We start from the raw sequence: 26,762 nt of genomic DNA, 5'->3' as shown, positions 1-26,762 counted from the left end.
AAATCTCAACGTGGGCGTTTCTGAGGCCGAAAGCTGTCATAAAAACAAACAAATAGGACCAAAATGAGGATCTTGTCCGGGCGACATCCCGGTTACGGCAAGAATCCGCCTTTTATGGTTTTCAACCGACGTCTTGAGGCAAGGGACAGGCGCAACCCAGATCGCAAGCCAGACCTTTGCGTTGGACTCAGACGCGTACTGCTTGCGTTTCGAGATCTCAGTGCCGCGCGACACCCAGCTGGCGGCGGTCTCAAAGGCATCGTCCCGATAGACCAAAGGCCGACCATGCACGAACATTCATATCGGACCACTCGATGGGGGCAGGCCAGGGGCGGCCCTTGGTGGCACCACACACGATAAGGCGCAAAAATAAGAAGTTTCACGCCGATGAAGGCGCAATCGTGCAAAGTATCTGGACTTAGCACCGCCAGCATAGGAAGCAGACTAGGGAGTTTTAATTTTCTGGGAAGACAATGGATGACTTAGAAACCAAACTTCGGCAGGCTGGCGATGAACTGCGTTCGATCCGGTGCCTTCTGGACACATTGAAATCAATCCCAGTGCCGCAGAGAGAGGAAGAAGCCGGGGCTTTAACCTTTCGATCGGTACGTGAAAAAGGAACCTTTCATTCGGTACGTGAAGAAGCCCAGAGCACCAAGCATCCGAAACTGGACACGCTCAACACTCAATTTACCAAACTTGCGGACCTGGATCATTTCGTATTTTTCCACTAGGTCTACGCCTCTTCTTTAGAGGCCAGGTAATCAACCTTGTTCTGCCCCCAGCCCTGGGTGTTTGGTCCCGGGATGTGCTGGTGCGATTTTTTCCCAAGCATGGAAAGAAGCGCTATGGGACAGATACGTCACGAAGGCTCCAAGACGACGCACGCAGTCAGAACAGCAAGACAGTGACTGCAAGACCGGGCCGACAATTCCCTGTTCAACAGTCTCAAGCAATGATGAGGAAGCAATCACTGGCGCCATTTTTTTGACAAGTTCCTAGGTATAAATAAGAGCAGACCTAAAGTGGGCGACCAGGATGTACGACAAAAACTCAATATTACCAGAGTTGAATTGTGCTTTGGCGACACGTGTGCCTGACCATCTTATGGGTACGCGCGCGGCACTTTTTCATATGTTAATCAAACGATCCGATGACAACATCTCGATGGCCAATACAGTAGTGCCGCGTAGCACTCCGGCTTATCCCAAGCCGACCGAGAAGAGATTTGATTGGCGTAATATGTTGCCCGAGGATAATTTCGTGTTTCGTTCAGCCTAACGCAAGCAGTGCTTCACTTGCCAAAATTCCACGGCAGTAGCTCCGCCATTAACGCCAAGGCCACTTGGAAAGCTTAGCTGTATCGACCCACGGTTCCTGCCAGCGCGAAAGTTCAGGATTTGCCAAGTCTTTCGCAGGGCAGTGTTCTATTGCAAGAGCGGCTTTTGTATTTGTCAGACAGTCGCATTGCTCGCAGATTTTCGCATCTTTTCCAACCACCACTTTTGCCCCGCGATAGATCAATGTGTCGGGGGCCTCTGTCTGGAACTCGCAGCGGCTGCAGGCCGCAAGACGGCGCTCTATGACCCAAGGTTCGGCATGTTTTAAACCTTCTGCCCCCCATTTGAGAGTTGCCGCCGCCGCCTTGGCCATGATCTGGAGGTTGGAGGCTGGTGGCGGCTTTCGTTCTATCCCGGCCAGTGGCGCAATATTTACCGTTTCTGGTGCGACCAATAGTTGCCAGAGGACGGCAGGCATTTTCCGCGCTGTCAGCAATGCTCGCGCGTAAAGAGGGTTGTCTAGCGCACGTTGAGTGGCATCTAACGGTGCGGGTTTCTGAAGGCCGAGGATTTGCCCAAGGCGGTCCGCAGCAATCTCAAGCGATGGGGCTTGGGAAACGTCTTCGGGGAGTTTTATCATAATAGAGCCTATTCTTGTTTGAGTCTGATCCAGCCCCTGTTTCATCGGACATCTAAGCGGTTTCGGTTTCGGTCTTGATCAACTCGCGGGGCGAGCGTCATTTAAGGCCGCTGTGTGGGTGGCTTTCGTTATAATCCTCGATCCAGTCTCCTATCAATCTCAGAACGGTTTTGGCATCGGGCAGCGGGTTGACGCGGACGCGGTCGCGCGAGAGCGTTTCCACGAATGCATCCAACATGCCGTTGGATTGCGGGCTGGTCATGCGCGTGTCGACCGGCATCTGTATTTGCTGAAAGCCTGGGCCGGGGATGAGACGCGCCGGGCAAAGACCCATGTTTCCGAGGCGATCTGCTTCGCCACCAAGCCCACGATGGCGCGAGGGATGTTTGCCGGCCGTCTCGATGAGGGCACTCCTTGCCGCTGTGTTCTGGCTGACGCCGTGTATGGATCGGACCGCTGGATGCTGGCGCGCAGGAGCCGCCACGATCCGGGGGGCATTGCCTACTACTCCGCCTTCGCGCCAGCAGAGACCTCGCTTGATGAACTCGCGGCAGCTGTCGGTTTGCGTTGGACAATCGATAAATGCTTCCTGCGGGCAAAGGACAAGTCCGGCCTCAATCATTGCGAGGCCCGCTCCGGGCATGGCCGGCACCGGCAAACGGGTCTGGCGATGGCCGTCGTCGCTTTCCTTTCCGGCTCAACCGCCGCTCAAAGCGACAGCGCCTTCGGGAAACCGAACAAAACGAGTCGGGTGCTTCACGAAAATGCCGCATGACTTTGTCCGAGCCGCGCTCTACGTGACGTCTGTATGCCTCACGACAGCTGAAGCCCTGCGACTGGTCGCACGCCTCGTCCTTGCCCGTGCGACGCCAACCGAATGCGTTATCACCTGATGAACTGGCCCCCAATTCGACCGGACACCTTGACCTGACCGAGAAGGCTTAAGGACAGCCTTAAGCATGTGCTTATGTCTGAGATTGAGATCATCGCCGATGGCGGTCTCCGTCGGCGCTGGTCTGCGGCGCAAACGCTGATGGAACGCTTCAAAACAGAAACAGCCCCCGAAGGGGCTGTTGTGTACACACTCATGGATTTGCCGTCGTTTTAGGATTTACGACGGCGCCGCGCGGTGAACCCAAGGCCTCCGAGCGCTGTGATCAAAAGGATACCACCAGCGGGAAGCGGTACCGCAGCTAGCTCTTTTCCAAAGAACGTGACGTGAGAGATATCATCTACGTCATTCCCCTGCGGAGCGAACCACCCCGAAACCATTTGCTGTAGACCGCCAGCGGTAGGAGCTATGTCAAGTTCCCAAAGATTATACTTGTTTCCACCTTTTACAGAGAACGCGAACACGGCTGCCAAGGACCCATTCGGATTATAAGTCCATTTCAGGTTCCCACCATCCACCTCGAAGGTGAATACGCCAGCCCCCAGAATAGATCCTGCTGACACAGTAGGGGTTGTCGCAAACGGGCTATCAACCTTTGCAATCTGGTTAAGCGTCCCGTAATTATTGGTTGTGTAGCTTGTGGCCACGCCAGCGTCATCCGCACCGGGTCCGTCGAAATAGTAGTTATCCTCGCTTACGTATACGCAGTTTGGAGACGTTCCAAAATCCCCGCTACAGTCGTTCACGCCCGGCGGACTCGGGCCATCACTCTGAAATTTCACCGTCGCTGCCATAGCTTCGCTGGCTAATAGAAGCGAAGCCACAGCAACCAAGGTTGTTATGATTTTTGATCCAGACATTCACATTACCTCGCTTAAAATGACAAGCAATATTGCCTCCCAACTGCATTGGTCTGGTAGGGCACTCGAAAGCCCTAGAAAACAATTCAGTTCCGCCACACTATCGCCCTAATTCCCTCTTGAGTCAAAGCAATCGAGCGTCGCACAACCCTGAGGTGAAATTCGGGCAGACTCTCTGCACAGGACACACGCCTGCGCTGAATCTGTTGCGTTAGGGGAAACAATCGTTCCCGTTTCAAGAATGAATGCTGGAACGAAGCCGTGTAGATGATTCGATCTTACAGGCTAGGGAGGCTTGTCATCCGCGCTGCGGTGGAGCAAGGGCATGAGATGAGGTGTTTGTCTGGTCGTCAGACGCTGCACGCAAGGCCACGACCGCAGCCCCTACCAGCACGCTCAGCGCACCCACGGCGGAATACATCAGGAGCGCCATCCAGACCGAGTGCCCTAGGATCAAAGTTGTCAGACCAAACATGGCCCCGACAATGCTTCCGGCAAATATCAGTCCGATGATCATGCGATGCCCTTCCTGAGTTTACAACCTATAGTTGATCCTATTTTCTTAACTCGCCTCTGTAAAGATAATACAGCTTTGAGGCCAAAGCTAAGCACGATTGAGTCAAATTTGTGTTACCAAATCGTTACTATTTCGCTGATCCTGCGCAATTTTCATCATTTTGAGTCCAATGCGCAACACAACCACCAAGAGGTGGATCTGACTCTGCGCCTCTCCTCTCAAGTCTGTTCGCGTACCCAGCCCCAAAAACCCTTGTCCGGGCAGCGCAGGCGCGGGCATCCCGTAGCCGCCCCCTAGGTGCGCCGGTCGGCCTCAAGCGCGTAGGCACCCATGCCGGGGGGTCAGACCATCATATCTCATGTAGATGGCAGGATTTGCTTCGCACATGCCGCCCCTTAATCCTACGCTCAAGCCATGACGGCGACCGAAATTGGCTATGCCCGCTGCTCGACCGACAAACAGGACCTGACCGCACAACGGCAGGCCCTATGCACTTTGGGCGTATCAGACGATCTCATCTATACAGACCACGGGCTGACGGGCACCAACCGCGCCCGCCCCGGTCTCGACCAGGCACTGGCTGCCGTGCGGGAAGGTGTCGTGCTGGTCGTGCCAACATTGCATCGCCTTGCCCGGTCCGTCCCCGATGCGCGCGCTATCGCAGATCAGTTGGAGAAAAAAGACGTCAAGCTCGCGTTGGGGATGTCCATCTACCACCCGACGGACCCAGTGGGTAAAATGGTCTTCAACATTCTGGCCATCTTTTCTGAGTGTCTGACGTCAGCACGTTTGGAGCGGATTAGAGGATTTGAGCAACGGAGGATTTCTCGTTCATGATATCGATTAGGAGATCGAGATGATGAAGAAAGCTGAAATCTCGAAGGGCGCCGCAGACAAGCTGGTCAAGAACATCCGCCGCAAGACCCACCAGACCTATTCAGCGGAAGAGAAGATCCGCATTGTTTTGGCGGGATCGCACGGAGAGGAAAGCATCTCTGTACTTTGTCGACGCGCGGGCATTGCCGAGAGCTTGCGTGATGACAGGATTTCCGGTCAGGATGTTTACAGCAGCCTTCGGGTCGCAATTTCTGCTGCTGGATATTGCTACTGTCATGCCCTTTAACTTCTCTCGCCGCAAACTGCTTCGATGTCTGGCTGGGCTGGGGCTTATGCCCGGGGCCGCGTTGTCTCAGATCAAAGGACTGCCCGGCGTCGATCCGGTACTGGCAAAAGATGGCAGGGTGCTCGTGCGGTTGTCGGAGCTCTTGCGCTTTGGACCCGGAGGGCGGCTTCTGGCGCGGGTAAGCTTGCCTGAGACCAGCGCCCCGGTGCTCGGGGCCGCCGGACGTGACGCGGGCCATCGTCTACTCTGGCAGTTGGACTTTGAGGGAAGGGCAGCTGGCAATCACGGTGATCTTTATGAAAACCGTGATCGTGGCCATTCGCGATTGCCGGCTGAGGCGCATCCACAGTTGACGCATGTGGCCTATGATGATGAGGCACGCAAACTAGGGTTCGATTACGGGCTGGCTGGGCCAGTAACGTTTGCGGTTCCGCTCATTGGGAATTCCTCCACTGCGCTCAAGCATGGGCCGCTCTGGCGGTCCTTGCCGCGGATGGCGCTCACCCACGACAACGGCCCGTTGTTCCTATACCAGAATTATCTGGCGGGGCAGATGCATGTCTACCCAGAGCACCGAGATCATGACCCGGACCATGGCGACCTGATCCCGGCCAATACGCCTTATTTCCTGATTTCGCAGGGCTCATCCGGCTCTGACCAGCCGCATCTTGAGGCGCTTGCCATGATCTTCGCGGCGTTTCAACCCGAGACCAAGGCGTTTCTGCACCAAAATCAGCTTCTGGCCCCGACGGTGCAGATGGTCTTTCGTCGTAGTCTCACGTCGGTGCGCAGCCGGGCGGCTTATCTGACGGGGCTGGCGCATCCCTCGGTGATCCCCAAAGATCAGATCAATCTGATGCGCATGGTGCAACTGGCCAATGCCTTGACGCCCGAGACGGTGCCGCCAATGGTGCGGCTTGCCGTTCTGTCCGAAGATGATGCTGTCGAGGGCGTCAATTACTTCGGTGAAGGGTTGAGTGAGCGGCTGTTTGATACGCCAACGGCCATTGCCCGCCTCTGGCGCAGCCATGCCTATCGGCGCAGCATGGTCGTCTCGGTTGAGGCAACGCGCGATTCGAACGGGCGCGCACTGGACTTTGTCTGGCGGGTGCTGCGCGGCAACCCGGCCCGAACCCGGATTGAGCCGCTGGATACGCGCGGCTTGCGTGCGCGTATCACTGTGGATTGGCAATTGCCGCGCCCGGTGCCGGGGCGCCCTGATATCCTCTCAAACCGGGTGGATGTTGGTGTCTTTGCACGAATCGGCGCGCAGGACAGCGCGCCCGGCCTGATTTCGATCCTGTTGCCACAGCATGAGACGCGCCGTTATGATCTTGGCCCGGATGGGGATATGCGAATCGAGAGTCTTGATCGCCGCGTGCCGCAAGGCGGCTATGCCGACCCTGTTCTCTTTCCACAAGCGGACTGGCGCGACGAGTACCGCTATGATGCTGCCGGGGCGCTGCAGGGCTGGGACCGGGCGGCGTCAGGGGAAACCATGCGTTTTGATGCCGTGGGGCAGAAGATCACAGAGGCTGGTGCCATGTCGATACGCCATATGATTGAGCGCCCGTCGGATGCAGCCCCCCACATTGTCATGCGGACTGGGCCGGGGGATGCGGGGGAATAGACGGATTGGGCAGGTCCGTTTGAGGCGGGTCCTTCCGGATAAGGAGGAATCAGGGCTGTATTCAACGATGTTCGCAGTGGGGCGGTGATGGGGTGCAGAAATGTCTGAGGCTGGTTGACAGTTCGCGATTTGGCGACAATGCCAAGCGTTTGTGGGAACTGAGGGCTAAATGGAAACTTTTCGCGAGAAATTCAATCTCAGGTTGTTTCCTTGGCGTTCAAAGAAATCAAAATACGTCAGAAATATGGCTGAAAACCAGACACGCCTATATGCAGAGCCGTCTGCCTCAGGTATATGTGGAGACTAAGACCAAGTTAGTGTGGGAGATTGGCTATGGGGTTGGTGATTAACATTCTGAGCAAGACTGGCGTTGGCGTGCTCGCCATCACGGCGGCTTTGACTTTGACGCCGATAAAGGCGGATGCCGCAACGATACATGCAACATCTGCGGACATCATTGTGGACGGACCGCGTGGCACCGCAAATAATCGCGATGAAATCTCGAATGCATTTGGTGCAGCGGATGGAGCGTTCTTCGAACTGGGCTACAATGCTGTGGTGGAATTCCAGTTTGGCACCCCAACGGGTCAGCGTTTCTTTGGGCCGGGCTCCTTGATCGAGATCACGCTCAACAATGACCCGAGCTGGAAAGAAGCGGTTCGGATTGAGGTGGGCATAAAGGGTGATGAGAGCAGTTTTGTCACCGCACAGCCAAATCCCTTTAAAAACACGGAAACTTTCGCCAACCCGGTCTTCACGTTTGACGGGATTTTTGACACCGTGCGGCTGACGGACCTGACTTTGGCATTGTTCGGTGGCAATCCCAGCAACCTGTCAACGCAGGGTGCTACGGGCGGGTTTGATGTCGATGCGATCAGCGTGAGTGCCGTGCCGCTCCCGGCAGCAGGGTTTCTGCTGGTTGGTGCGCTTGGCGGGCTTGCTGCGCTGCGTAGACGGAAACGGGCTTCATGATCTGATCGGATCAATTGGTGCAGAAGAGCGGTCGCAATCATGCGGCCGTTTTTTTGCGTGCATGCAAGAGAGATGATTCGCCCGAGAGGTCTGCTAATCTGTTCTCAAATTGGCGACAATTGCGGCAAAAATCGCGCATTGGAGAATGGTTTGAGCGGTCTCTCTTTTTGGGTTGTGATCCCCAGTCGGATACGCCCAGGAATATGGCGGAAATGTGGTGAAAATTGGAATTTCTGATTTTCGGATGTCCCTCAGTATAGTATAGTTAATTTGATAGCTGCGTAGCAAATTTAGGAGCGAAAGAATGTTGAGTTTTTCGAAGACGGTTGCTGCTGCGGTAGTTGCAGGATGTCTTATGATGCCGGCCGCGACTGCTTCTGCACTAACGGTAAACTTTGTTGGTGGGGACGGCGGCAACACCGGCACAGCCATTACTGGCACTGGTTTTGTGAGCCAGAACAATCTGGCCAATGGTACTGCCAATATCGACTTTGGATGGCTTGATACTTCTCCCGCCTATCTGGCGTATTCGGAGTTCACGGCAAGCACATCTTTTAAACTCACCTTCCAAGATTATGCTCCGGAATCTGATCTCGTTGGAGGGACTGGCGCCCGTAGCGGTTTCCAACTGTTCCGCGGCTCCTTCGCTGATGGTCCTGCTGGTCTGACCGCAATGATTCCGCAAACACCGGTTGGAGAGACGCCGTGCGGTGCTGACGTGCTTGCGAACTTTGGGTCGACTGATTGCGTTCTGGTGACCGGAGCAGGCAACGTAGGTACAACTTTTGTTGTGCCCGCATCAGTGTTTGGGCCATTTTCTGGTTCGACATCATTTGTTCTGATGTTCTCGGAAGGGAACAATCCAAACAATGGGAGCGCAGAGTTCCTGATTTCGGCCGTACCGTTGCCAGCAGGTGGTTTGCTTCTGCTGACTGCACTCGGTGGTGTGACTGCTCTGCGCCGTCGTCGCAAGGCTGCGTAAAAGAACCGCATATCCTATTGGAAAGGGTCGCATAATGCGGCCCTTTTCTTTTTGCGGCTCAGATCTCGAGCCCTATGGCCTGACGCAGCATCCAGATCATGCGCAGGAGTCGTAGGCGAACAAGAGTGCCCGCTGCGCGCAGCCGATCACCCGATCCTGAAAGCTTTGGGCTGGTCAGTACCTTGGGCAAATGCACCAGAATGCTGAGCGGCATGGCCAATCCCTTGAACGCCCATTTTATACGGGCGTTCAAGCTGCCTCCGGTTTGTCCGAACATCTCCTGCATGATGCGCCGCCATTTGCCGCGCAGTGCGGGCCAGTCCTGTCGTGAGGGGTGTCCCACGCGCAACGCGTCCTCGTAGATTAGCCGATATCCCTTGGCTGTGGCGCGGAAGGACCAGTCGCGGTCCTCAGATACCCCACCACGAAAAGGGCCCACATCCTCGAACACGTCCCGCCGGGTAATCAGGTTGCCGGTCCCGGAAAATCCCTGCACCTCGATGTAATGGCGAAAATCGAAGGCGAAGACGGCTTCGAAGGCTTCGGCCCCACTGCGCGGTGGTGGGGTTTCGTCAAACACCTCGACCCGCCCGCCGATCAGATCGGCTCGGTCCGAGACCTTGCGCCCAACCGTCACCCAGTTGGAGGCCGGCAGACAGTCAGCGTCAATAAACATCAGGCGCGGCGCGCGGGTCTCTTGCACGCCTCTGTTACGGGCCGCAGCAGCGCCTTTCTCAGTTTCGATGACAAAGCGGATGCTGGGGAATTTCGCCTGTGTTTCCGTCAATGGCTGGGGAGAGCCATTATCCACCACCAGGACCTCGCAATCTGAGAGGTCATTTTCTATCAAGGCAAACAGGCAACGCTCCAGACGCACCACATCATTGTAATGTGGGATAATGATCGCGATCTCGGGGATCGCTTCTTGTATCCCGGAGTCTCCCATCAATAGTAATCATATCCTTCAGTGTCGCTGATATAGCGGCATTTGTTCAGAACGATCCCCATCACATTGGTCAATTCTGCCACTTGCCGTTCGGCCTGATCAATCCGCTTGATTGAGGTGGACTCCGCAGCGGCTATGATGATTGCGCAATCGACATTCTGGAGAAAGGCGATGTTGTCATCGCTGGCATTGAGTGGCGAAATGTCGAAAAGCGTCAGACTGGGGGCATAGTCCTGTTCTATCCCTTCCAGAGCATCGCGCGCTGCCTGGCTCAGCAGAAGTTCAGAAGGATTGGCTGCCGGGCCATTATTGAAGCCAAATGCCACCCGTTCCCCCAGGCGCAGCCCATGTTCGGCAAATCGTACATGACCATTCAGCACATCGCTCATGGAATGATCGCTCTTTTGTCCCAGAGCTTTGTGAAGCGACGGGCGGCGCAAATCGAGATCGATGCAGAGTACACGCATATCGCGCTGGCGCTCGAAGCTGAAAGCCAGATTGGACACAGTGGTCGTTTTTCCAGCTCCCATATCGGGTGAAACGATCGCTATCCGGCGCCAACCATTGCTCTGGGCCTGATGGATGATCTTGGTCCGCAAGAGATCATAGGGGGCTGCATCGCGCCCCGCTTCAGCGGCAACCACCCGACGACTCTTGAGCAGGGCACGATTGAGCTTGAAGGGTGCGAGGGCCGCCCAAGCTTCTTCGACCGATTGGTTGGCTTTGGGTGGGGAAGCATGTTCCGTGCGTGTGGCGCTGCCCTGCTGGCGCTGTGCGCGGGCCTTGGCCAGGGCTTCCTGAATGCGTTCCATCTCAAGCGCTCCTGATATCGTTATGACCGGTCACCAGCGGACGCCGATCTTGTTCATGACGCGGTCGGCCAAAAGGTCGAGCGGCAGGTAATAAAGGTGCACGGCATAGACCGCTACGGGAATACCCACGAGGATCACCAGATAGAGGGTGATCTTGATCAGACGCTTCCAAACGATCTCGGAGCGGCTGCGCATGTAGGGGATGGTGGCCAGAGGGCTTATCCCGATGCGGTTGACTATATCCTCTGGTCGCCGGGCCGTACGGTTGAGCACCTCAATCAGTACGATAAGGCCTATCCCTGCCAGAATGCCAAAGCCAGTGCCGCCCCCCGCAATGAGTACCCGGTTCGGTTTAGTCGGCCGGTTGGACACTGCGGGCGGTTCTATGATCGAAATCCGTTGACCGCGTGACAACGACTCGATCCGCTCGCCGGTGCTGGCTTGGGCCAGGCGATCGACGGCCGTGTTATATTGTGCTTCAATATTGGCATAGGCCCGATCCAACTCTTCGAGCGTGACAGTGTTGGCTGGTGTCTTGGCCAGCGTCTCATTCAGATCTTCTAGCCTTGCGATGCTGTCTTCGCGTTGCTCTGCAGTATGGAGATACGCGTTTCTAGTTCACTTAACTGCAAATCCAGCGTGATGGATCCACGACTTGGAGCGGACGTGCTGGACTCCGGCTCCTCTGTTACAGTTCGGGAGGCGATCCGCTCTTCAAGTTGTTCGATCCGGGCCTCCAGCATTTTCACCCGAGGGTTTTCCGGTGCATATACGGATAGCGTTTCGTCAAGTTGGGTACGCATTTCTTGCAATCGCTGCTCATCGGGTGACAGGCCTGCGCCATTATTACCCTCTAACTGTCCGGTCGCCTCGAATATCTGCACCAGCCGCTCGCCTTGATTTGCGAGCGACTTGATATCCCGGTCGATCTGGCGAACCTGCTCTTGCAGCGTGGCTTGTTGATTCAAGCGGTATTCGACGCTTTCGGGCAAAGCGCTGGAATTTCTGGTCTTGAATTCGAGAATACGCGCGCTCTGCGCGTCGAGATCCTGACCCAGTCGTTGGACCTCTTGTTGGAAGAATTCCAGCGTGTTCCCTGCCCGCGAGGTGCGGAATTCGGCATTCTGCCGTTCGATCAGGGTCAGATATTCGTTGAGGACACCGGCGGCAATTTGTGGGCTGCGGGCCTCAAAGCTGATATTCATGATTGGCGTTGGATTGCGACCCCTGGCCGCCTGAATGGTCGTGCGCGCCCGCATCGCTTCAACGATGGCATCCGCAGACATCTGCTGCGCATCTTCAAAAACAGTCTGACTGCGGGCGACATCGAGCATGTTGGCCCGGGTCATCAACCGCTGCTCGATTATTTCGAGTTGTTCGGACAGGCCCACCATAACCGTAGAAGCGGCCAGCTCCGAGGGAATTTGAGGCCCTTCCAGCAGCAGGCGAGTTTGTGATTCATAGGCTGGCGGCAAAGTGAAAGCCGCAATGACAGACACGGCCGAAATGATCACTGAGACGATCAGGAAATAATGCAGACGCCGGAGGAAAATCGAAGAGTAGTACTTCAGTTCGTTCATGTTTTTTCACTCTCTTCTGATGCAAGGGAGGCTGCAAAGAACAAGCCGTCATCAAGCACGCTCCGAAGGATGTCTTCGGTCACTGTTCTCTGCTCCTTACTCCATGCATAAACCATTGCGATGTCACACAGCTGATTGACAAGCCGTGGTACTCCGTCGGTCTGATCATGGACCATCTTACAGGCAGCAATGGTAAATTCATCACCTTGTCCGCCTACGATTCGCAACCGGTGCTGGATGTACTGCGCCACCGTGTCTTGATCCATCGCCGGGATATGAAAACTGGCCGCCACTCGTTGTGCCAGCTGTTTCATCTTGGGGCTGCGGATCACATCGCGCAACTCTGGCTGCCCAATCAGAATGAGTTGAATGAGTTCATCCTTATTGGCGTTGATATTCGTGAGCATACGCAGCTCTTCCAAGCCTTCCATCGACAGGTTCTGGGCCTCGTCGAATATGAGGATTACGCGTCGTTCCGCTGCATACTCTGAGATCAGAAAATCCTGCAGTTTCTGGAACTTCTGAACATAGCTGGCGTCATTCGGAACCTCGACAGACAGCGCGTTGAGAACCCATTGCAAGAGCTCTCCGCGCCCGCCTTGGGCGTTGGAAATGAGGCCGATGGTGATGGAGGCGTCAGTCTGCTTGAGCAGATGCTGAACCAATGTCGTCTTGCCAGAGCCAATTTCACCGGTCACCACAGTGATCGGCGCCCGCGAGAAAATTCCGTAATCCAGGACCGTATAAGCGTTACGATGCGCCTTGGACCAATAGAGAAAGGCCGGATCGGGCAGCAGCGTAAACGGACGCTCCGACAGGCCGAAAAAATCTGCGTAAAGGGGCTCCGGTCTCATATGCATCTTTCAAAACAGACTCTGCATCTTGGCACCCACAGTTCGACCCTCAGGTCTATGTTCGGCACCCCACCATATTAGAGCATGAGGCTCTGACATCTGCCCTGTCTATGTCAATCATTCAACAAACAAATCCCACGCTTTGATGGCAGGAGTAAGAAAATTGAGGGATGATCTGGGCAGACCGAACTTTTCAGCACCATTTTGAGTGCGAATCGGGTAAGCTTATTTGAGAACGATTTTTACTCTTTGCCATGTTTGTTTCGAATGTGGAGACAGTCTTTAAAAGCACGTTTTATTTTGCTTGTCGGGCACCACGAGGAAAGGGCTGAAATTCAAGAGCTTCATATACTTGCACGTCTATTTTTGGATTTTGTCCAAATTATGTCTTGTTTTAGGCGATCCGTGATTGTTCACTTGTTATAGGCGATCTGTGATTGTTGATTAAACAGGGGGTGTGTTGCTCTTCAGTCGAATTGATCGAAGTGGATTTTACCACATCGGGTGTTTTGTATTTGCTCGTGTCAAAAGTGAGTGGAGAATATTAAATGACCTTCCAAGATTTTTCCGAGACGCAGCTTCAAAGTAATGCTTCCAAGCGGAAACGCGGTCAGCGCCGTCGCGCCATTTATCGCAACAGTGCAAAGCGGTGTCTTGATATAGCTATGGTGCTGCTGACCTTGCCGGTTTCCCTGCCGCTTATTCTGGGCATGATGTGTCTTGTGGCATTCGACCGGCGCAGTCCGCTTTATTTCCAGAAACGCCTCGGGCGCGGTGGTCGCATCTTTTACATGGTCAAGATCCGTACGATGGTGCCGGGGGCTGATGCGCTGCTGGAATACCACCTCCGCAAGAACCCCGAAGCCCGGCGTGAATGGGATGAAACCCAAAAGCTCAAGCGCGACCCGCGCATCACGCGAATGGGTTGTTTTCTGCGCAAATCTTCGCTCGACGAGCTGCCCCAGCTATGGAATGTGCTCAAGGGTGACATGTCGCTGGTTGGGCCACGGCCCATGATGGTGGATCAAGAGGCACTTTATCCCGGCAAAGCCTATTTCGAACTGCGCCCCGGCATCACCGGGACTTGGCAGATTTCGGATCGCAACGAGTCAAGTTTTGCCGAGCGGGCGGGCTTCGATACCCGTTATCTGGCCTCTTTGTCGCTCTCACAGGATCTTTTGATCCTGTTGCGGACGGTGACCGTGGTGATCCGCGGCACTGGATACTGATACGCCAGCCTCGAAAGAAGTTTGGCAACTTATGTCGCGAAATCTGATATATCAAAAAAGGACCGGCACGACCTATCTGGTGCCTAGTGCGGATTGTTGTCCCGGCCCAAAGATGCAAGAGTAGTGACATGATTAAAACGACATTTCTGGCGCTCGCCACAGCGGGCCTGCTGTCTTTCTGCGACAATGCAGAAGAGAGAGTGGATAGACATTACAAATCTGGACTCGAGTTGCTGGAAGAGGGGGACGTGGATCGTGCCCTGGTCGAATTCCGGAATGTGTTCAAGCTGGATGGTCAGCATCGCGAAGCCCGGTTGAAATACGCAGAGGCCGAGCGCGCGCGTGGCAATATCCGCGAGGCTTATGGCCAGTATCTGCGGTTGGTGGAACAATATCCCGACAGCTTGCCCGGTCAGCGCGCTCTGGCGGAACTGGCACTGCAGACCAACAACTGGGAGGCGGCACGCAAGCATGGGGCCGCTGCGGCGGAGTTGGCTCCCGAAGATCGTCTGGTACAAGCTGTGAACACGGCTGTGACCTATCGCGATGGGCTTGCCGCTAACGATACCTCAGCCCTGCGCGAGGCGGTGACGAAAGCCCAGGCGCTAGTGTCCGAGAATCCTGATCTTTTGGTGGTCCAGAAGGTGATCATCGACGATCTTGTGCGTGCGCAGGACTGGGCTGCTGCCCTCTCGGCGATTGATGCCGCCCTTGGTCAGGCGCCTGACAACCAAGAACTCTACACGATCCGTCTCGGCGTTCTCAACCAGCTAGGGGAAACGCGTGAAATCCGGGCGCAGCTCGAAGAGATGATAACGCGCTTTCCCGACGATGCGAGCGTGCCTGCCACCTTGGTGCGGTGGTACATGTCGCAGGGCGATACTGAGGCCGCCGAGGGCTTCCTGAAACAACGGGCAGAGCAGGAGCCGCGCAATGTCGATGATATCGTCATCTATATCGGGTTTCTCGCCGAGGTACATGGTCGCGAGGTCGCCAGCGCCGAGTTGGACCGGATCGTTGCAAGCGATCCGCCTGAACGGGAACGGCTGATCGCCTTGGGCGCAGGTTTCCGCTTTGATCTGGGTGACCGCGATGCGGCCATTGCCGAGATGGAAGCGTTGATCAAGGGTTCTGAGCCGTCTGATGCGCGACGCAGCATCATGGTCATGCTGGCCCGCATGCTGGAGGCCACGGACAACAGGGTCGGTGCGCGGGCTCTGGTCGAGCAAGTGCTGGAGGAAGACAACAGCCAGACCGAAGCGATGAAGATGCGGGCTGCATGGCTGATTGAAAGCGATCTGGCTGATGAGGCAATCGTTACTCTGCGGTCGGTTCTGGGGCAGGCGCCTAATGACGCGCAGGCAATGACCCTGATGGCTCAGGCTCATGAGCGTGCCGGCAATCGGGATCTCATGGCGGAGATGCTGAGCCGTGCTGTTGAGGCCTCCAGAAATGCGCCGGATGAATCGCTGCGCTACGCGCGTCATCTGATCTCGGAGGAGAGCCTGCGGACAGCAGAGACCGTGCTGATCAATGCACTGCGTTTGGCCCCTGACAATACCGCCCTCTTGAGCGGCTTGGGCGAAATTTATATGCGCGAGCAGGACTGGCCGCGTGTGACACAGGTCATCGAGACCCTGAGGCGCCAGGACAATGCTCCGGCAGAGGGGATCGCCAATGAGCTGACCGCGCGTCAGCTTGCGGCGCAGGATCGCGAAGGCGAGCTTCTGAGCTTTCTCGACTCGCTTGCCAGCGAAGGCGCGCAAGGCATGGGAGCAGCAGCGACGATCGTGCGCACCCGTCTAGCGCAGGGCGATACAGAGGGGGCGCTGCACTATGCACGTGAAACCCTTGAGGCCAATCCCGGCGATCTCAACGCGCGGTTCCTGATGGCGTCCGTGCAAGCGGTGGCGGGTGAGACCCTGGCTGCTGAGGCGGCGTTTCGCGACTTGGCCAAAGAATCTCCGCAGGATCAACGCTTCTGGCTGGCGCTCTACAATATCCACGCGGTGCAAGAAAATGCACAGGCGGCCCGGCAGGCAATTCTGGACGGGCTCGCCGCTTCCCCCGAGAATCTTCGGCTCAACTGGGCTCTGGCGGGTATTCTGGAAAGCGAAGGTGATCTTCAAGGGGCCATCGACATCTATGAGCGGCTCTATGCGGACAACAGCAACAACCTGATCATTTCCAATAACCTAGCTAGCCTGCTGGCAACCGGGAAGGAGGATGCGGAGAGCCTCGAACGTGCACATGACATCGCGCGGCGCCTGCGTGACCGTGGCGTTCCGGCCTTTCAGGACACGTATGGCTGGATCGCCTTTCGCCGCGGTGACTTTGGCGCGGCCCTTGCAGCGCTTGAGCCAGCGGCGGCTGGATTGCCGGAGGATCCGACAGTGCAGTATCATCTGGCTCGCACCTATGCCGCGCTCGAGCGCGATACAGAGGCTCTGGCCCAGTTCCGCAAGGTGGTCGAGGTTGCAGAGAACGGCCCTGCCCCTGCATTCATGGAAGAGGTCAAAGGCGAAATTGACCGGCTGTCCGCCCGGATTGAGTAGAACAGCATAGAGAGCGGTCGCGAAAACTCCCTGAAAGCGCTACAAATCTGCCGCAGCTTTGAGTTTTCTTGAATTTGCGTATTTTGCCGATCCATCAAATAGCGTAAATTTCATACAACTGAGAAACGGGACAGAGGCACGAGATGATCAGATTTCTTACAGCGGTCCTTTTCCTGATTGGATCAGCCACCATTTCCATGGCGCAGGACATCTACCGCATCAAGCCGGGAGATACGTTGCAGGTTGAGGTTCTCGAAGATCCAAGCCTCAATCGGAATGTTCTTGTTCTGCCAGATGGGTCAATCAGTTTCCCGATGGCTGGTACGGTCAGAGCGGGAGGCCGCAGCGTCGATGTTGTCGCCAGCACCCTGTCGGAGGAAATGACCGGGAATTTTGCAGTCGCACCGACTGTTTTGGTCTCGGTCGCCGCCTTGGCTCCAAGGGATGCGCCGCGTGCTGCGGCTGGGCCAGAATTGATGAATATCTATATCGTAGGTGAGGCCAACACCCCCGGCCGCAAGGAGGTCTTGCCCGGAACCACGCTGCTCCAGTTTCTGGCAGAGGCGGGCGGGCTGTCCCGATTTGCGGCCGAGAAACGCATTCAGCTGCGCCGCGTCGACCCAAGGAGCAATCAAGAAACCGTCTATCGCTTCAACTATCGCACGATGGGGGGGAGCGATAGCATCAGCGGCACGACGGTATTGGCCCCGGGCGACGTGATCGTTGTGCCTGAGCGGCGCCTGTTCGAATAAGGGCGGGCTGTGACGCGCGCTCATATCCTGATCGGTGCCGGATGTCTGTCTGTGTTCTCTCTGGATGCAGGGCTGACACTCGCGCAGCAAGGCGGCAGACCAGAAGACGGTGGTCCGATTCTGACTTTTGGGCTCAGCTCGACGCTCAGCGCGACGGACAATTATAATCTTGACCCGAATAACAGCGAGAGTGCCGAACTCTTCGACAACAGATTATCTTTCGGATACCTGAACCAGCGCGCCAATGACGTCTTTCGCTTTGATGTGAGCGGGCTCTTGCGCGCCAATGAGCCGCCAGGTGATAGCCGCACATTCGACGATCAGCGCGCGCGGCTCGGCTATGATCGCCAAGGGGTGAACAGCGCTCTCAGCTTTGGGGCCGACTATAGTCTCGCCTCGATCAATTCACTCGATCCGTTCGACCAAAATCGCTTCTTCGATGATCCGCTTGAAGAAAACGATCTCGCCGAAGATCAAGGCGACCGCCAGCAGATATCGAGCCGCTTCCGGTTTGAGGCCGGACTCGATAATCCGGTGGGCTTCATCCTCGAGGGGCGTTACCGCGAGCAAACCTACAACGACACCACGGATCCTGATCTTTTTGATAGCGAGCTTTTCAATCTTACGGGGACAACGCGATTCACTCTCAGCCCTGTCACCAAGGTGCGGACGATTCTGCGTTATGATGACTACACAGCGGATGATACCGAGCAGACGAACCGTCAGACCAGTAGTTTCAACTTGGGGCTCACACAGGCGCTCTCGCCGATAGATACGCTTGATGTCGTGGTCGGATTTCAGAGTATTGAAACCGAAGAAACTATTCTGGGAATACGCGACGCGGACACACAGACGGGTGTGATCGGCAGCATTGATCTCACGCGCGAACTTACACGCGGCACCATTGGCACGTCATTCGACCTGCGCGAAAGCGTGAATGGCCAGACCGCCACTTGGCTTGTCAACCGGGACTTGCCGCTGCCACGCGGTTCGATTGAACTCAGCCTCGGCGCCACCAGTGATGTGGATGACACGGTCCGCCCAGTGGGTAGCTTGGACTTCACTCATGAGATGAAGCGCAGCACCCTGACCGCATCGCTTTCGCGACAGGTTACCACCAGTTCACGGTCGAACGAATTGCGCACCACTGAAGCCTCTTTGGGTTACAACTATGAGATCAACTCGTTGTCCGAGATATCATTCTCGGCGAATTACGCTGAACTCAAACAGGCTGGCGGTCCGGCAGTGAATGACACCACGCGCACTGACCTGCGCGCCACCTATTCCCGCAACCTAACACCCGACTGGCGGCTCTCTTCTGGCTATGAATATCGGCTGCGGGATGAAACCGGGGTGGGCGACGCCTCATCGAACCGGGTGTTCCTTACACTTGAGCGGGAGTTTACTGTGCGTCCCTGATCTTGGGCCACTGTACGTCCTTGGAAAACAGACTGTTCAGGCTCTGCTTTGAGCACGTATCCTTCCCGTTTTGAATCGCTTTGGCGCGGATTTTCCGATAGAAATCCCAATAGCATAAATGCTTCTGGCATAGGTCAGGGTGGTGAGCCGTTTTAAGGGGAGTGTGACAGCATGTCCATGACAGATCAGTCTGGCCCAAGGCTTTTCGCCCACCCGCTCAACCTAGGCGGGCTCTTGTGGTTTACGTTGCTTCTAGCCGGATCGATTCCGATCTTTTGGATCGGTTTTGTCTCCCTGGCACAGGCTTGGTCCACGGCTGAATACAGCCACGGGCCACTCATCCCACTCATCTCGCTCTATCTCTTCTTGCGGGAACTGCGCCGTCTGCCGCTGCCCAAACCCGTTGTGCAGGATCGCGCGCCTGGGCTTATTGTCATTGTGCTGGCGCTCTTGCTGGCGATTGCAGGCAACCTGACTCGCATTCCCGATATCGTGACCTATGCCTTCATCATCTGGGTGGGCGGCGTTGTGCTGACGATCTTTGGTTGGGAGCGCGGCAAGCTGCATCAACTGGGCGTGGTGCATCTTATTTTCATGTTGCCCCTGCCGCAGTTTGTCTATCTCAAGCTGACCATCGTGCTGCAGACAATCTCTTCGGAAATCGGCGTGTGGTTCGTGGCATTGATGGGCGTGCCAGTCTATCTCGAAGGCAATGTGATTGATCTCGGGGTCTACAAACTGCAGGTGGCCGAGGCCTGTTCGGGGCTGCGCTATCTCTTTCCGATTCTCAGCTTCTCCTATCTCTTTGCCATTCTCTATCGTGGACCAGTCTGGCACAAGGTGGTGCTGCTTCTGGCGGCTGCTCCCCTGACGGTGTTGATGAATTCCTTCCGCATCGGGATGATCGGGGTGATGGTCAACAGCTATGGGATTGAACAGGCTGAGGGCTTTCTGCATTTCTTTGAAGGCTGGATCATCTTTGGTGCCTGTATTGCGATCCTGTTCTTCATGGCCGTGGTCCTGCAGCGGCTGACACCGGATCCCAAACCTCTGTCGGAGGCAATTGATCTCGATACCAGCGGATTCGGAGCGATCGCCGGACGCCTCATGGGCATCCGCGCCTCGCGCGGGTTAATGGCGGGTGCGATCCTGACGCTTGCGGTCTCAGCCGGATGGGCGCTGCAGCAGGGCAATGACCCCACGGCGGTAGATCGTGATCCTTTCGTACTCTTTCCGCGGCAATTTGGGGAGTGGTCGGGGACCTTCTCGATGCTCGACCCGGATATCGAGCGGATACTGGGGGCCACTGACTACCTCGCGGGCTTCTATCGCAATCCAGAAGAACCCGCTCCGGTCGAACTCTTCATAGCTTTCTACGACAAGCAGACCGAGGGTGCCGGCATCCATTCCCCTGAGGTTTGTCTGCCTGTTGGCGGATGGGAAATCTACAGTTTCGAGACCGTGGCGCTGGATATGGCGGGCACCGGCTATGGCTCCTTTGAAGCGAACCGCGCGATAATTCAGAAAGGCCTGTCGGAACAGCTCGTCTATTACTGGTTCGAGCAGCGCGGCAAGCGTATGACCAATGACTTCAAGGCCAAGATGAGCGTGGTCTATGACAGCCTGACGATCGACCGTACCGACGGGGCTATCGTGCGCTACATCACTCCGATACTGAAGGATGAGCCTGAAGGTGCTGCCGATGCACGGCTGCAACGCTTGATGCGTGAGAGCCTGCCCAAGCTACCAAGGTTTGTACCGGGGTGAGGGGTAATGGATGGATATGGCTGAGCGATTTGGGGTAGGTAGATGAAAGAGCGCCGACTGCTCGGAAACTATGCTACCCTGCGGGACAATAATTTTAATCTTTTGCGCATCTTGGCTGCTATCTGCGTATTAATCTCTCATGCCTATCCACTCTCGCTCGGCGCGGGAGCGGAAGAACCGCTTGAGAGATTTCTCGGGGGCATGTCGCTAGGCAGCGTGAGCGTGCTTGTTTTCTTCTCAATCTCAGGTTTTTTTATCACCAAGAGCTTCGTCTCCGGTGTTTCTTGGCAACAGTTTCTCATTGCACGCGCCTTGAGGCTCTTTCCTGCACTCGTTGTTGTGCTGGTGGTGACGATTGTTTTGGGTGGTTTGCTCCTGACAACCGCAGATCCTGTTACGTTTTGGGGCTCGGCACCTAGTTACTTCCTGCGCAATCTAACTCTTGTCAAACTCGACTACTCACTGCCGGGCATTTTTGAAGGAAATCCCTATGGGACAGCAATCAACGGCTCACTGTGGACGCTGTTCTATGAGGTGGTCTGTTATACAGGTATCTTCATTGCGGGGGTTCTAGGTATTCTGAACCGGCCTCGTCTCTCGGCGCTTTGTCTTGGACTAGCGATTATGCTTTGTCTCCTAATGCCCTATCTACCGGTAAATTTGCGGCTTCAACTGCTGTCTCAGCTCGCCCTACCTTTTGCCATCGGCATGGGTTTCTTCCTCTGGCGCAACCTGATCCCGCTCAGCCCATTTTTAGCTGCCATGTTAGGCTTTCTAGCTTGGTCAGCGTACGGCACCGAGATCTTCCGTCCCGTGTTCGTACTGGCACTTTCTTATACTGTCTTCGTGCTTGGGTATTGGCCAAACGCATTTTTGCAGAGCTATAACCGACTGGGAGACTATTCATACGGCACCTACATCTATGCCTTCCCGGCTCAACAACTTGTTGCAAGTTTGGGTGTGACCGATCCGCTCGTTAACATTGCTATTGCGCTTCCCGTCACTCTCATCTGTGCGATACTATCTTGGCATTTCATTGAACGGGCAGCTTTAAACCTCAAGCCAAAGTTCTTTTTGGACCCAGTGCGGACGCATGGTCCTTCATGAGGTTCTAATTTAACCCTAGGAATAGTCCAATTTGACTCAGAATATATAGAATGGACAACCAACACTCAGCATCAGAACGCTCGCGCCTTTGGGTGTGGGTCGTCGCTCATGGCGCATTGCTGCTGATTTTGTTAGTTTGTGTTGCGGTCGAAGGCGTCCTGCAGGGGGCTGACTATGGGCTCTGGGGGTCACCGCGCTGGCGTGGATTGACCTATCAGTATGGCGGGTTTTGGCGGGGGCTCTTGGATAACTGGCAGCCCAACTATGCGGCGCAGCCCGTGGTGATGTTTGCCAGCTATGGGTTCCTGCATGGGGGGGCCGCGCATCTTCTCGTCAACATGATCACGCTCGTCTCGCTTGGGCGCTTGGTGATCGAGCGTGTCGGCCAGCTTCGGTTTGCCGTGATCTATGTGCTGTCGCTCTTGGGCGGGGCCGTGGGGTTTGCTTTTCTGTCTACGGCCGTGCAGCCCATGGTTGGCGCGTCTGGGGCGCTATTCGGGCTGGCGGGGGTTCTGATGGGCTGGGAGTATACCGCCCGTCGTCTGGCACATGAGGGGATCGGGGCGGTGCTGCGGGTGGTCGTACTGCTCATCCTTCTCAACCTCGTGATGTATTGGGGGATGGGCGGTAATCTCGCTTGGGAGACCCACTTTGGGGGTTTTCTGGCGGGTTGGCTTGCGGGATGGTGGGTGCGAGAGAGTGAGGACTAGCCGAGTTCTACTTCCCAGTGTTCAGGACGAACTTTCGTAATTTATCGGTGAAATCCGTGGCCGCAAACGGGTCTATGGCCGCAGTTTGTGACGTCCCGACCGCCTGCATGGCCGCGTCAAGGCAGCGGGGCAGGTCATGTTCGTCGCGCGCCTTGAAAAGCCTGGGATGCTCTTTCAGCCTTTCGACCGTGGCGAGCTGATGGTTGTTCCTGTGTTCGCCATATTTGATCTGCCGGGGCATGATGCAGATCTGCTTGTCTTGGGTCAATGCCGTCAGGATCGTACCCATGCCGGCATGTGAAATGATGAGGCTGGCTTTGCTGAACACTTCGGCATAGTCCGCCGGTGAAAGCCGTGCCTTGGTTTCGAAATTTCGCGGCGTATACGGGTCATGAGTCGCCGGCAGGACTTGACCAAATATGCCACAAGACGGCTTGGTTTCATCCGCCCACTCATCCACGGCCCGTACGAGCCTGTCGAAGGAAAGTTGCGTCCCGGTGGTCAGAAAGATCACAGAACCGCCCCCATGAAATGCGGCCCTTCAGGGCGCGCCAGATGCTCCCATTGCGTGAGCCACAGGTCGGCATACTTCCTGACTTCCTGACCAGATCTTGACAGTTTCTCGGCATTGGCCATGCTGTCGATCCAAATGGTACGCGCGCCGAAGAGCTTTCCAAAACGCAGGGCAAAATAGCCGGGCGCAGCACCTGTGGTGATGATCACGTCCGGCCGGTGGCGCAGCACCAGGAAAAACACCTCGAAAAGCTGACGCATGAGGCGTAGCTTCTCGGAGAGATTGGCATCCGTGACCGATGAAAATTTTGGCGGCGGGTTACCCTCATTCCGGGCCATGGTCTTCACGATGTCCGCAAGGCCAGGTTCGGTACTCAGATAGGTGACGTGCAATCCGTCCCAAACCTTGCGCATCCTCATTAACTGAACCCAGTGCCCTCCGGCCGAGGCTACGACCATGAGCATTGGGCGAGAGGGCATGCTAATATTCCTTCGTGCAATAGGGCTTTAAAAACTCGTATGCTCGTCTGGAAAGACTATTTGAAACTCACTACCGCTGCAATAATTCTGCCGAAGACCATTTTAGTCAAGACGTTCTGGCCAGCCGTTCCATCAGATCACCAAGGCCGCCTCATAAAGCGCCAGTTGCTTCAAGCGGGTTTCGAGCGCAGTCGTCTGAATCGCAACAGTTTGACCCGGTGTTCATAGGCTTCAACGATCCGTGTCAGGATGTCCGCAGCGCTCTGGGTGGCGCGTCGAATAAGTAAACGATGGTGCCCTAAATGTCACGCTGACAGATCGGCATCCGCAAACCGGTTGGGAAAAACCGTTCTCTGTAGTCCAGCGGAAGCCAATATGCCCATGAGAGGTGATGAGACGGCCACCAAGACCCCTTGGATAAGATATTTTAGGGAGGGGCTATCTCTTGCGATGGCATTCGCTAGGCTTCCTGTCACCTTTGATGCTTTTGCCGACAAAAGGGAATCCACTTGTGGATTCGTGTGCAACGTTATCTTAGATTATGCCGTTTTATCCTCTAAATGTATCCGATATGTATCCTCCCCCGACGCCTCCAGAGCCGTACCGTGAGTCGATCTGTCTAGACCGAGAGGTCAAGCCCGTTTCAACTCCGGTCCGGTTGGCACAAGAGAACAGCCTTGATCTTGCTGGGTGAAGCCGCCATCTTCCGGGCAGTTTAGCGGCGAGGGCAGCGTCACTCACTCGTTAGGATCAAAGAAAAATGCAAGAGCAGCGGGAAATGGAGGGGGCGGCGAAGGCACCCATCTCGGTCATTATCGTGGCCTATTGCTCGGCAGATGTGATTGAGGCGTGTCTTGACAGCCTAATCGCCACTACCGGTGCGACGCTTCGCGTGGTTGTTTGTGATAACGCCTCGCCGGACGATAGCGCCGCGCTGGTCGCCGACTGGGCAGGCCGCTGCGGGGTGAGCTTTGCCGAAGCCGAAGCGGGCGCCCAAGCGCCGACCGAAGGGGATCTGTCTTGGCTCACGCTACTGCGGGTCCCGCAAAACATGGGCTTTGCGGGCGGCGTCAATACCGGGCTTACCTGGTTTTTGTCGCGAGCGGAGATCGAGCTCTTCTGGATACTGAACCCCGATAGCGTCGTTGAGCCCGGTACTGCCGCCGCCTACGTTCGCCGTGCTGAGGTCGCGGGCCCCTTCGCACTTATGGGCGGGCGAACCCGCTATCTCGAACCACCCGGCTATCTCCAGTCGGACGGTGGGCGCATCAGGCGCTGGACAGGGGGGGTCTGCTACAACGTCAACCAAGGTCTCCTGCCCGCAGCAGCCGAACCTCCTCTGGCCGGCAGCCTCGATTTTATCTCAGGTGCCAATATGGTTGCGTCGCGGGCTTTCGTCGAAATGGTCGGACCGCTTCGGGAGGACTATTTCCTCTATTACGAGGAGGTAGACTGGGCCTATCGCCGGGGTGTGCTGCCGCTTCTCACCTGTCCGGAGGCGGTAGTCCATCATCATGGTGGCACGGCGATCGGCTCTGGCTCTATTAACCGGCGGGGCTCGGCATTCGCAAATTATTTCAACTTCCGCAACCGGTTGCGCTTTGTGGCACGGTTTGCGTGGCCGATGCTGCCGGTGACCTACGCCTTCTCGATAATGCAGATTGCCAAAATAGCACTGATGGGCGGCGGGCGGCAAGCGGTCGGGGCGCTGCGCGGGCTGCACCAGCTCGCCCCGCCGCGCGAGGTTTCTGATCGAATCGCCTCAGAGGCTGCGGAGCTTGCCTTCGGACGCTGGGGGCGGCGGAAATGATCCCACCGGGAAGGGAGATCGTCCTTAACTTCCGCAGGGGCTGTCGCAAACTTTGCCACGCGACGGAGTAACTCGTGTCGTTCGGCGCGGCGATCCAGAAAGTCTTGCGAATTTCTGGAATGGGATTGACCAGAGGGGTCGAATTGCCGTTTGCGGATAATGTGCGCGACTTCAATGCTGTCCAGTGTTGCCAAGGCTGAGTTGACTCGGCCAGAGAAGGTCAGATTCTATGTCGCGAGATCTCTTTCGTCCTAATTTAAGACTTTGGCTAAAGACTTTGAAAGAAGGCTACGATCTGTTCACCAACCCGTTTGGGGTCGAACTCCGAAAGGTCCGCGTTGTCAGATTCATTGCGGCCCTGCTCGGCTTCTTGAAGAGCATCCACACTTAGCGGTCCATCATAAAGCGCAACCCAATCGCGTCCCACCTGTTTTGCAAGCGCGTTGGAAAACGGTGTTCTGGGAGTCAAGACCTGTCGCCCGACGCTCATTGCATGAACAAGTGACCCAGAATGCAGATACTTCCTGAATGGAGCAACTATTGTATCACAACACAGGATAGCCATCTCGTATTCGACTTCTGACATATCTCCGAATTCCAGTCGGATGCGGGGGTCCGCCACCGCTTTGTCTTCTAAAATATCCTCGAACTCAGACGATGAGGCCCGCCCGGCGATCAAAAGCCGCCAACTCGGATTTTCACTGCGCAAGAATACGTTAATCAGATCGTCGACCCCCTTGTAGGGCCGAATCTGTCCGCAGTAACCAAATACGTAATGCTCCGTTTCCCAACCGCGGGCACTTCGCGCAGCACCCGCGTTGTGCGTTCCTTGGCACAGCCGTGGATATGCCGGATGCCAAGCCCATGCGACAGGTTTGTGTTTGAGTGCCCCTAAATGCTCCCGAACAACCGGAACCGTCCCAGGCGACAATGTCAGAGCAGCATCAATGTTTCGGGCTAAAGTACGAATGTAGAATGGCCAGATCAGGTTCTTGAACTTCCGAGGTTCATGAGGTTGCAGATTATGCACCAGCCAGACGACCTTGGTTTTTGGCCGAATCTGCTTGAGGCGATTGATTAGCGTCAGGATTCTGGCCAAAATATCCCAACGATCGCGGGCCTCCCAAAACAGTTTTTCAGCCCAGTGCAAGATCAAAACATCCAGTCCACTGGTGGGTATGTCATTGACGGTTTCAATGCTTATTATCTCGCAATCCGCATCTCGCAACCCGCCTAGAAAAAGCTCCATAAATTTGTTGTTGTGGTCTCCGAACCCGGGCCAGCTTCCGATACGCAATCCCAAATCTCAAGCTCCTGTATCAAGCGCACTCG

General features: G+C 55.9%; 26 protein-coding genes and 2 pseudogenes. 16 read left to right on the top strand and 12 right to left on the bottom strand.

Annotated features, from left to right (window positions below):
- Positions 1-473 precede the first annotated feature (473 nt).
- Complete coding sequence (locus tag ROS217_RS03110) at positions 474-734, top strand: hypothetical protein (protein ID WP_009816201.1); 261 nt, start codon at positions 474-476, stop codon at positions 732-734.
- 595 nt (positions 735-1,329) lie between these two features.
- Here ROS217_RS03110 and ROS217_RS03105 read toward each other — a convergent pair.
- Both ROS217_RS03105 and ROS217_RS24285 read right to left on the bottom strand, forming a co-directional pair.
- Positions 1,330-1,965: a hypothetical protein gene (locus ROS217_RS03105; RefSeq protein ID WP_009816200.1), complete on the bottom strand. Its 636-nt coding sequence runs from the start codon at positions 1,963-1,965 to the stop codon at positions 1,330-1,332.
- 52 nt (positions 1,966-2,017) lie between these two features.
- Positions 2,018-2,188, bottom strand: a pseudogene (locus ROS217_RS24285) (integrase core domain-containing protein); the annotation flags it as partial.
- Between ROS217_RS24285 and ROS217_RS23100 the strand changes: the two are divergent.
- Both ROS217_RS23100 and ROS217_RS23990 read left to right on the top strand, forming a co-directional pair.
- Positions 2,168-2,695: a transposase gene (locus ROS217_RS23100; RefSeq protein WP_254656367.1), complete on the top strand. Its 528-nt coding sequence runs from the start codon at positions 2,168-2,170 to the stop codon at positions 2,693-2,695. The pseudogene ROS217_RS24285 and the gene ROS217_RS23100 overlap by 21 nt on opposite strands.
- A gap of 192 nt (positions 2,696-2,887) precedes the next feature.
- Positions 2,888-3,028 carry a hypothetical protein gene (locus ROS217_RS23990; protein WP_009816197.1) on the top strand — a complete coding sequence of 47 codons (141 nt, stop codon included), beginning with the start codon at positions 2,888-2,890 and terminating at the stop codon, positions 3,026-3,028.
- Here the strand turns inward: ROS217_RS23990 and ROS217_RS03090 are convergent.
- Both ROS217_RS03090 and ROS217_RS03085 read right to left on the bottom strand, forming a co-directional pair.
- On the bottom strand, positions 3,025-3,672 hold the full coding sequence (locus ROS217_RS03090) for a VPLPA-CTERM sorting domain-containing protein (protein ID WP_009816196.1): 648 nt from the start codon (positions 3,670-3,672) through the stop codon (positions 3,025-3,027). The two genes, ROS217_RS23990 and ROS217_RS03090, sit on opposite strands and share 4 nt — an antisense overlap.
- 298 nt (positions 3,673-3,970) lie before the next feature.
- On the bottom strand, positions 3,971-4,189 hold the full coding sequence (locus tag ROS217_RS03085) for a hypothetical protein (RefSeq protein WP_009816195.1): 219 nt from the start codon (positions 4,187-4,189) through the stop codon (positions 3,971-3,973).
- A gap of 414 nt (positions 4,190-4,603) precedes the next feature.
- Here ROS217_RS03085 and ROS217_RS03080 point away from each other — a divergent pair, with 414 nt between their 5' ends.
- The 5 genes and pseudogenes from ROS217_RS03080 (at position 4,604) to ROS217_RS03060 (ending at position 8,896) form a co-directional block, all read left to right on the top strand.
- Positions 4,604-5,026 (top strand): recombinase family protein, encoded by a 423-nt coding sequence (locus ROS217_RS03080; protein ID WP_009816194.1) that lies wholly within the window; start codon positions 4,604-4,606, stop codon positions 5,024-5,026.
- A 19-nt stretch (positions 5,027-5,045) separates the two neighbouring features.
- Positions 5,046-5,222, top strand: a pseudogene (locus ROS217_RS23360) (IS3 family transposase); the annotation flags it as partial.
- Positions 5,223-5,247: 25 nt separating this feature from the next.
- Positions 5,248-6,942: a hypothetical protein gene (locus tag ROS217_RS03070; protein WP_198134860.1), complete on the top strand. Its 1,695-nt coding sequence runs from the start codon at positions 5,248-5,250 to the stop codon at positions 6,940-6,942.
- A gap of 333 nt (positions 6,943-7,275) precedes the next feature.
- Positions 7,276-7,914 carry a VPLPA-CTERM sorting domain-containing protein gene (locus tag ROS217_RS03065; RefSeq protein ID WP_009816191.1) on the top strand — a complete coding sequence of 213 codons (639 nt, stop codon included), beginning with the start codon at positions 7,276-7,278 and terminating at the stop codon, positions 7,912-7,914.
- Positions 7,915-8,218: 304 nt separating this feature from the next.
- Positions 8,219-8,896, top strand: a complete 678-nt coding sequence (locus tag ROS217_RS03060; RefSeq protein WP_040650325.1) for a VPLPA-CTERM sorting domain-containing protein — start codon at positions 8,219-8,221, stop codon at positions 8,894-8,896.
- 58 nt (positions 8,897-8,954) lie between these two features.
- Here the strand turns inward: ROS217_RS03060 and ROS217_RS03055 are convergent, their stop codons facing one another.
- Genes ROS217_RS03055 through ROS217_RS03035 form a run of 5 tightly spaced genes read right to left on the bottom strand, consistent with a single transcriptional unit; the run spans position 8,955 to position 13,088 of the window.
- Positions 8,955-9,842 carry a glycosyltransferase family 2 protein gene (locus ROS217_RS03055; protein ID WP_009816189.1) on the bottom strand — a complete coding sequence of 296 codons (888 nt, stop codon included), beginning with the start codon at positions 9,840-9,842 and terminating at the stop codon, positions 8,955-8,957.
- Positions 9,842-10,654, bottom strand: coding sequence for a CpsD/CapB family tyrosine-protein kinase (locus tag ROS217_RS03050; RefSeq protein ID WP_009816188.1), 813 nt, complete (start codon positions 10,652-10,654; stop codon positions 9,842-9,844). The genes ROS217_RS03055 and ROS217_RS03050 overlap by 1 nt, the downstream gene beginning before the upstream one ends.
- A gap of 30 nt (positions 10,655-10,684) precedes the next feature.
- Complete coding sequence (locus ROS217_RS03045) at positions 10,685-11,158, bottom strand: hypothetical protein (RefSeq protein WP_009816187.1); 474 nt, start codon at positions 11,156-11,158, stop codon at positions 10,685-10,687.
- A gap of 56 nt (positions 11,159-11,214) precedes the next feature.
- Positions 11,215-12,234 (bottom strand): GumC family protein, encoded by a 1,020-nt coding sequence (locus ROS217_RS03040; protein WP_009816186.1) that lies wholly within the window; start codon positions 12,232-12,234, stop codon positions 11,215-11,217.
- A complete protein-coding gene (locus ROS217_RS03035) occupies positions 12,231-13,088 on the bottom strand; it encodes an ExeA family protein (RefSeq protein ID WP_157046530.1) in 858 nt (285 codons plus the stop codon). The genes ROS217_RS03040 and ROS217_RS03035 overlap by 4 nt, the downstream gene beginning before the upstream one ends.
- 548 nt (positions 13,089-13,636) lie before the next feature.
- Between ROS217_RS03035 and ROS217_RS03030 the strand changes: the two genes are divergently transcribed.
- From ROS217_RS03030 to ROS217_RS03000, 7 genes are all read left to right on the top strand, one after another.
- Positions 13,637-14,317: a sugar transferase gene (locus tag ROS217_RS03030; RefSeq protein ID WP_040650324.1), complete on the top strand. Its 681-nt coding sequence runs from the start codon at positions 13,637-13,639 to the stop codon at positions 14,315-14,317.
- Positions 14,318-14,445: 128 nt separating this feature from the next.
- Positions 14,446-16,872 carry a tetratricopeptide repeat protein gene (locus tag ROS217_RS03025; protein WP_009816183.1) on the top strand — a complete coding sequence of 809 codons (2,427 nt, stop codon included), beginning with the start codon at positions 14,446-14,448 and terminating at the stop codon, positions 16,870-16,872.
- A gap of 143 nt (positions 16,873-17,015) precedes the next feature.
- Entirely contained in the window at positions 17,016-17,624 is a 609-nt protein-coding gene (locus ROS217_RS03020; protein ID WP_009816182.1) for a polysaccharide biosynthesis/export family protein, read from the top strand.
- Between the two features lie 9 nt (positions 17,625-17,633).
- Positions 17,634-19,043: a hypothetical protein gene (locus ROS217_RS03015; protein WP_009816181.1), complete on the top strand. Its 1,410-nt coding sequence runs from the start codon at positions 17,634-17,636 to the stop codon at positions 19,041-19,043.
- Between the two features lie 171 nt (positions 19,044-19,214).
- Positions 19,215-20,810: a VPLPA-CTERM-specific exosortase XrtD gene (gene xrtD / locus ROS217_RS03010; protein WP_040650322.1), complete on the top strand. Its 1,596-nt coding sequence runs from the start codon at positions 19,215-19,217 to the stop codon at positions 20,808-20,810.
- 42 nt (positions 20,811-20,852) lie between these two features.
- Positions 20,853-21,917: an acyltransferase family protein gene (locus ROS217_RS03005; protein WP_009816179.1), complete on the top strand. Its 1,065-nt coding sequence runs from the start codon at positions 20,853-20,855 to the stop codon at positions 21,915-21,917.
- A 50-nt stretch (positions 21,918-21,967) separates the two neighbouring features.
- Positions 21,968-22,627, top strand: a complete 660-nt coding sequence (locus ROS217_RS03000) for a rhomboid family intramembrane serine protease (RefSeq protein WP_009816178.1) — start codon at positions 21,968-21,970, stop codon at positions 22,625-22,627.
- 7 nt (positions 22,628-22,634) lie between these two features.
- On the opposite strand, the gene ROS217_RS02995 is transcribed toward ROS217_RS03000, so the two are convergent.
- A complete protein-coding gene (locus ROS217_RS02995) occupies positions 22,635-23,141 on the bottom strand; it encodes a glycosyltransferase (RefSeq protein ID WP_009816177.1) in 507 nt (168 codons plus the stop codon).
- Positions 23,138-23,620: a glycosyl transferase gene (locus tag ROS217_RS02990; protein WP_040650321.1), complete on the bottom strand. Its 483-nt coding sequence runs from the start codon at positions 23,618-23,620 to the stop codon at positions 23,138-23,140. Before ROS217_RS02990 ends, ROS217_RS02995 begins: the two co-directional genes overlap by 4 nt.
- A 760-nt stretch (positions 23,621-24,380) precedes the next feature.
- Between ROS217_RS02990 and ROS217_RS02985 the strand changes: the two genes are divergently transcribed.
- A complete protein-coding gene (locus ROS217_RS02985) occupies positions 24,381-25,430 on the top strand; it encodes a glycosyltransferase family 2 protein (protein ID WP_009816175.1) in 1,050 nt (349 codons plus the stop codon).
- Between the two features lie 268 nt (positions 25,431-25,698).
- Here ROS217_RS02985 and ROS217_RS02980 read toward each other — a convergent pair whose 3' ends face one another.
- A complete protein-coding gene (locus tag ROS217_RS02980) occupies positions 25,699-26,733 on the bottom strand; it encodes a glycosyltransferase (protein ID WP_157046529.1) in 1,035 nt (344 codons plus the stop codon).
- Between the last annotated feature and the right edge of the window lie 29 nt (positions 26,734-26,762).

It is taken from the genome of Roseovarius sp. 217, from assembly GCF_000152845.1.
GTDB lineage: Bacteria > Pseudomonadota > Alphaproteobacteria > Rhodobacterales > Rhodobacteraceae > Roseovarius.
Note: the sequence above shows the minus strand (reverse complement) of the source record. Positions and strands in the feature narration are given on the sequence as shown.

What these genes read in the sequence shown, in the direction of transcription:
- ROS217_RS03110 (WP_009816201.1), top strand. Translation starts at nt 474, where the DNA reads ATGGATGACTTAGAAACCAAACTTCGGCAGGCTGGCGATGAACTGCGT.
- ROS217_RS03105 (WP_009816200.1), bottom strand. Translation starts at nt 1,965, where the DNA reads ATGAAACAGGGGCTGGATCAGACTCAAACAAGAATAGGCTCTATTATG.
- ROS217_RS23990 (WP_009816197.1), top strand. Translation starts at nt 2,888, where the DNA reads ATGTCTGAGATTGAGATCATCGCCGATGGCGGTCTCCGTCGGCGCTGG.
- ROS217_RS03090 (WP_009816196.1), bottom strand. Translation starts at nt 3,672, where the DNA reads ATGTCTGGATCAAAAATCATAACAACCTTGGTTGCTGTGGCTTCGCTT.
- ROS217_RS03085 (WP_009816195.1), bottom strand. Translation starts at nt 4,189, where the DNA reads ATGATCATCGGACTGATATTTGCCGGAAGCATTGTCGGGGCCATGTTT.
- ROS217_RS03080 (WP_009816194.1), top strand. Translation starts at nt 4,604, where the DNA reads ATGACGGCGACCGAAATTGGCTATGCCCGCTGCTCGACCGACAAACAG.
- ROS217_RS03070 (WP_198134860.1), top strand. Translation starts at nt 5,248, where the DNA reads ATGTTTACAGCAGCCTTCGGGTCGCAATTTCTGCTGCTGGATATTGCT.
- ROS217_RS03065 (WP_009816191.1), top strand. Translation starts at nt 7,276, where the DNA reads ATGGGGTTGGTGATTAACATTCTGAGCAAGACTGGCGTTGGCGTGCTC.
- ROS217_RS03060 (WP_040650325.1), top strand. Translation starts at nt 8,219, where the DNA reads ATGTTGAGTTTTTCGAAGACGGTTGCTGCTGCGGTAGTTGCAGGATGT.
- ROS217_RS03055 (WP_009816189.1), bottom strand. Translation starts at nt 9,842, where the DNA reads ATGGGAGACTCCGGGATACAAGAAGCGATCCCCGAGATCGCGATCATT.
- ROS217_RS03050 (WP_009816188.1), bottom strand. Translation starts at nt 10,654, where the DNA reads ATGGAACGCATTCAGGAAGCCCTGGCCAAGGCCCGCGCACAGCGCCAG.
- ROS217_RS03040 (WP_009816186.1), bottom strand. Translation starts at nt 12,234, where the DNA reads ATGAACGAACTGAAGTACTACTCTTCGATTTTCCTCCGGCGTCTGCAT.
- ROS217_RS03035 (WP_157046530.1), bottom strand. Translation starts at nt 13,088, where the DNA reads ATGAGACCGGAGCCCCTTTACGCAGATTTTTTCGGCCTGTCGGAGCGT.
- ROS217_RS03030 (WP_040650324.1), top strand. Translation starts at nt 13,637, where the DNA reads ATGACCTTCCAAGATTTTTCCGAGACGCAGCTTCAAAGTAATGCTTCC.
- ROS217_RS03025 (WP_009816183.1), top strand. Translation starts at nt 14,446, where the DNA reads ATGATTAAAACGACATTTCTGGCGCTCGCCACAGCGGGCCTGCTGTCT.
- ROS217_RS03020 (WP_009816182.1), top strand. Translation starts at nt 17,016, where the DNA reads ATGATCAGATTTCTTACAGCGGTCCTTTTCCTGATTGGATCAGCCACC.
- xrtD (WP_040650322.1), top strand. Translation starts at nt 19,215, where the DNA reads ATGTCCATGACAGATCAGTCTGGCCCAAGGCTTTTCGCCCACCCGCTC.
- ROS217_RS03005 (WP_009816179.1), top strand. Translation starts at nt 20,853, where the DNA reads ATGAAAGAGCGCCGACTGCTCGGAAACTATGCTACCCTGCGGGACAAT.
- ROS217_RS03000 (WP_009816178.1), top strand. Translation starts at nt 21,968, where the DNA reads ATGGACAACCAACACTCAGCATCAGAACGCTCGCGCCTTTGGGTGTGG.
- ROS217_RS02990 (WP_040650321.1), bottom strand. Translation starts at nt 23,620, where the DNA reads ATGCCCTCTCGCCCAATGCTCATGGTCGTAGCCTCGGCCGGAGGGCAC.
- ROS217_RS02985 (WP_009816175.1), top strand. Translation starts at nt 24,381, where the DNA reads ATGCAAGAGCAGCGGGAAATGGAGGGGGCGGCGAAGGCACCCATCTCG.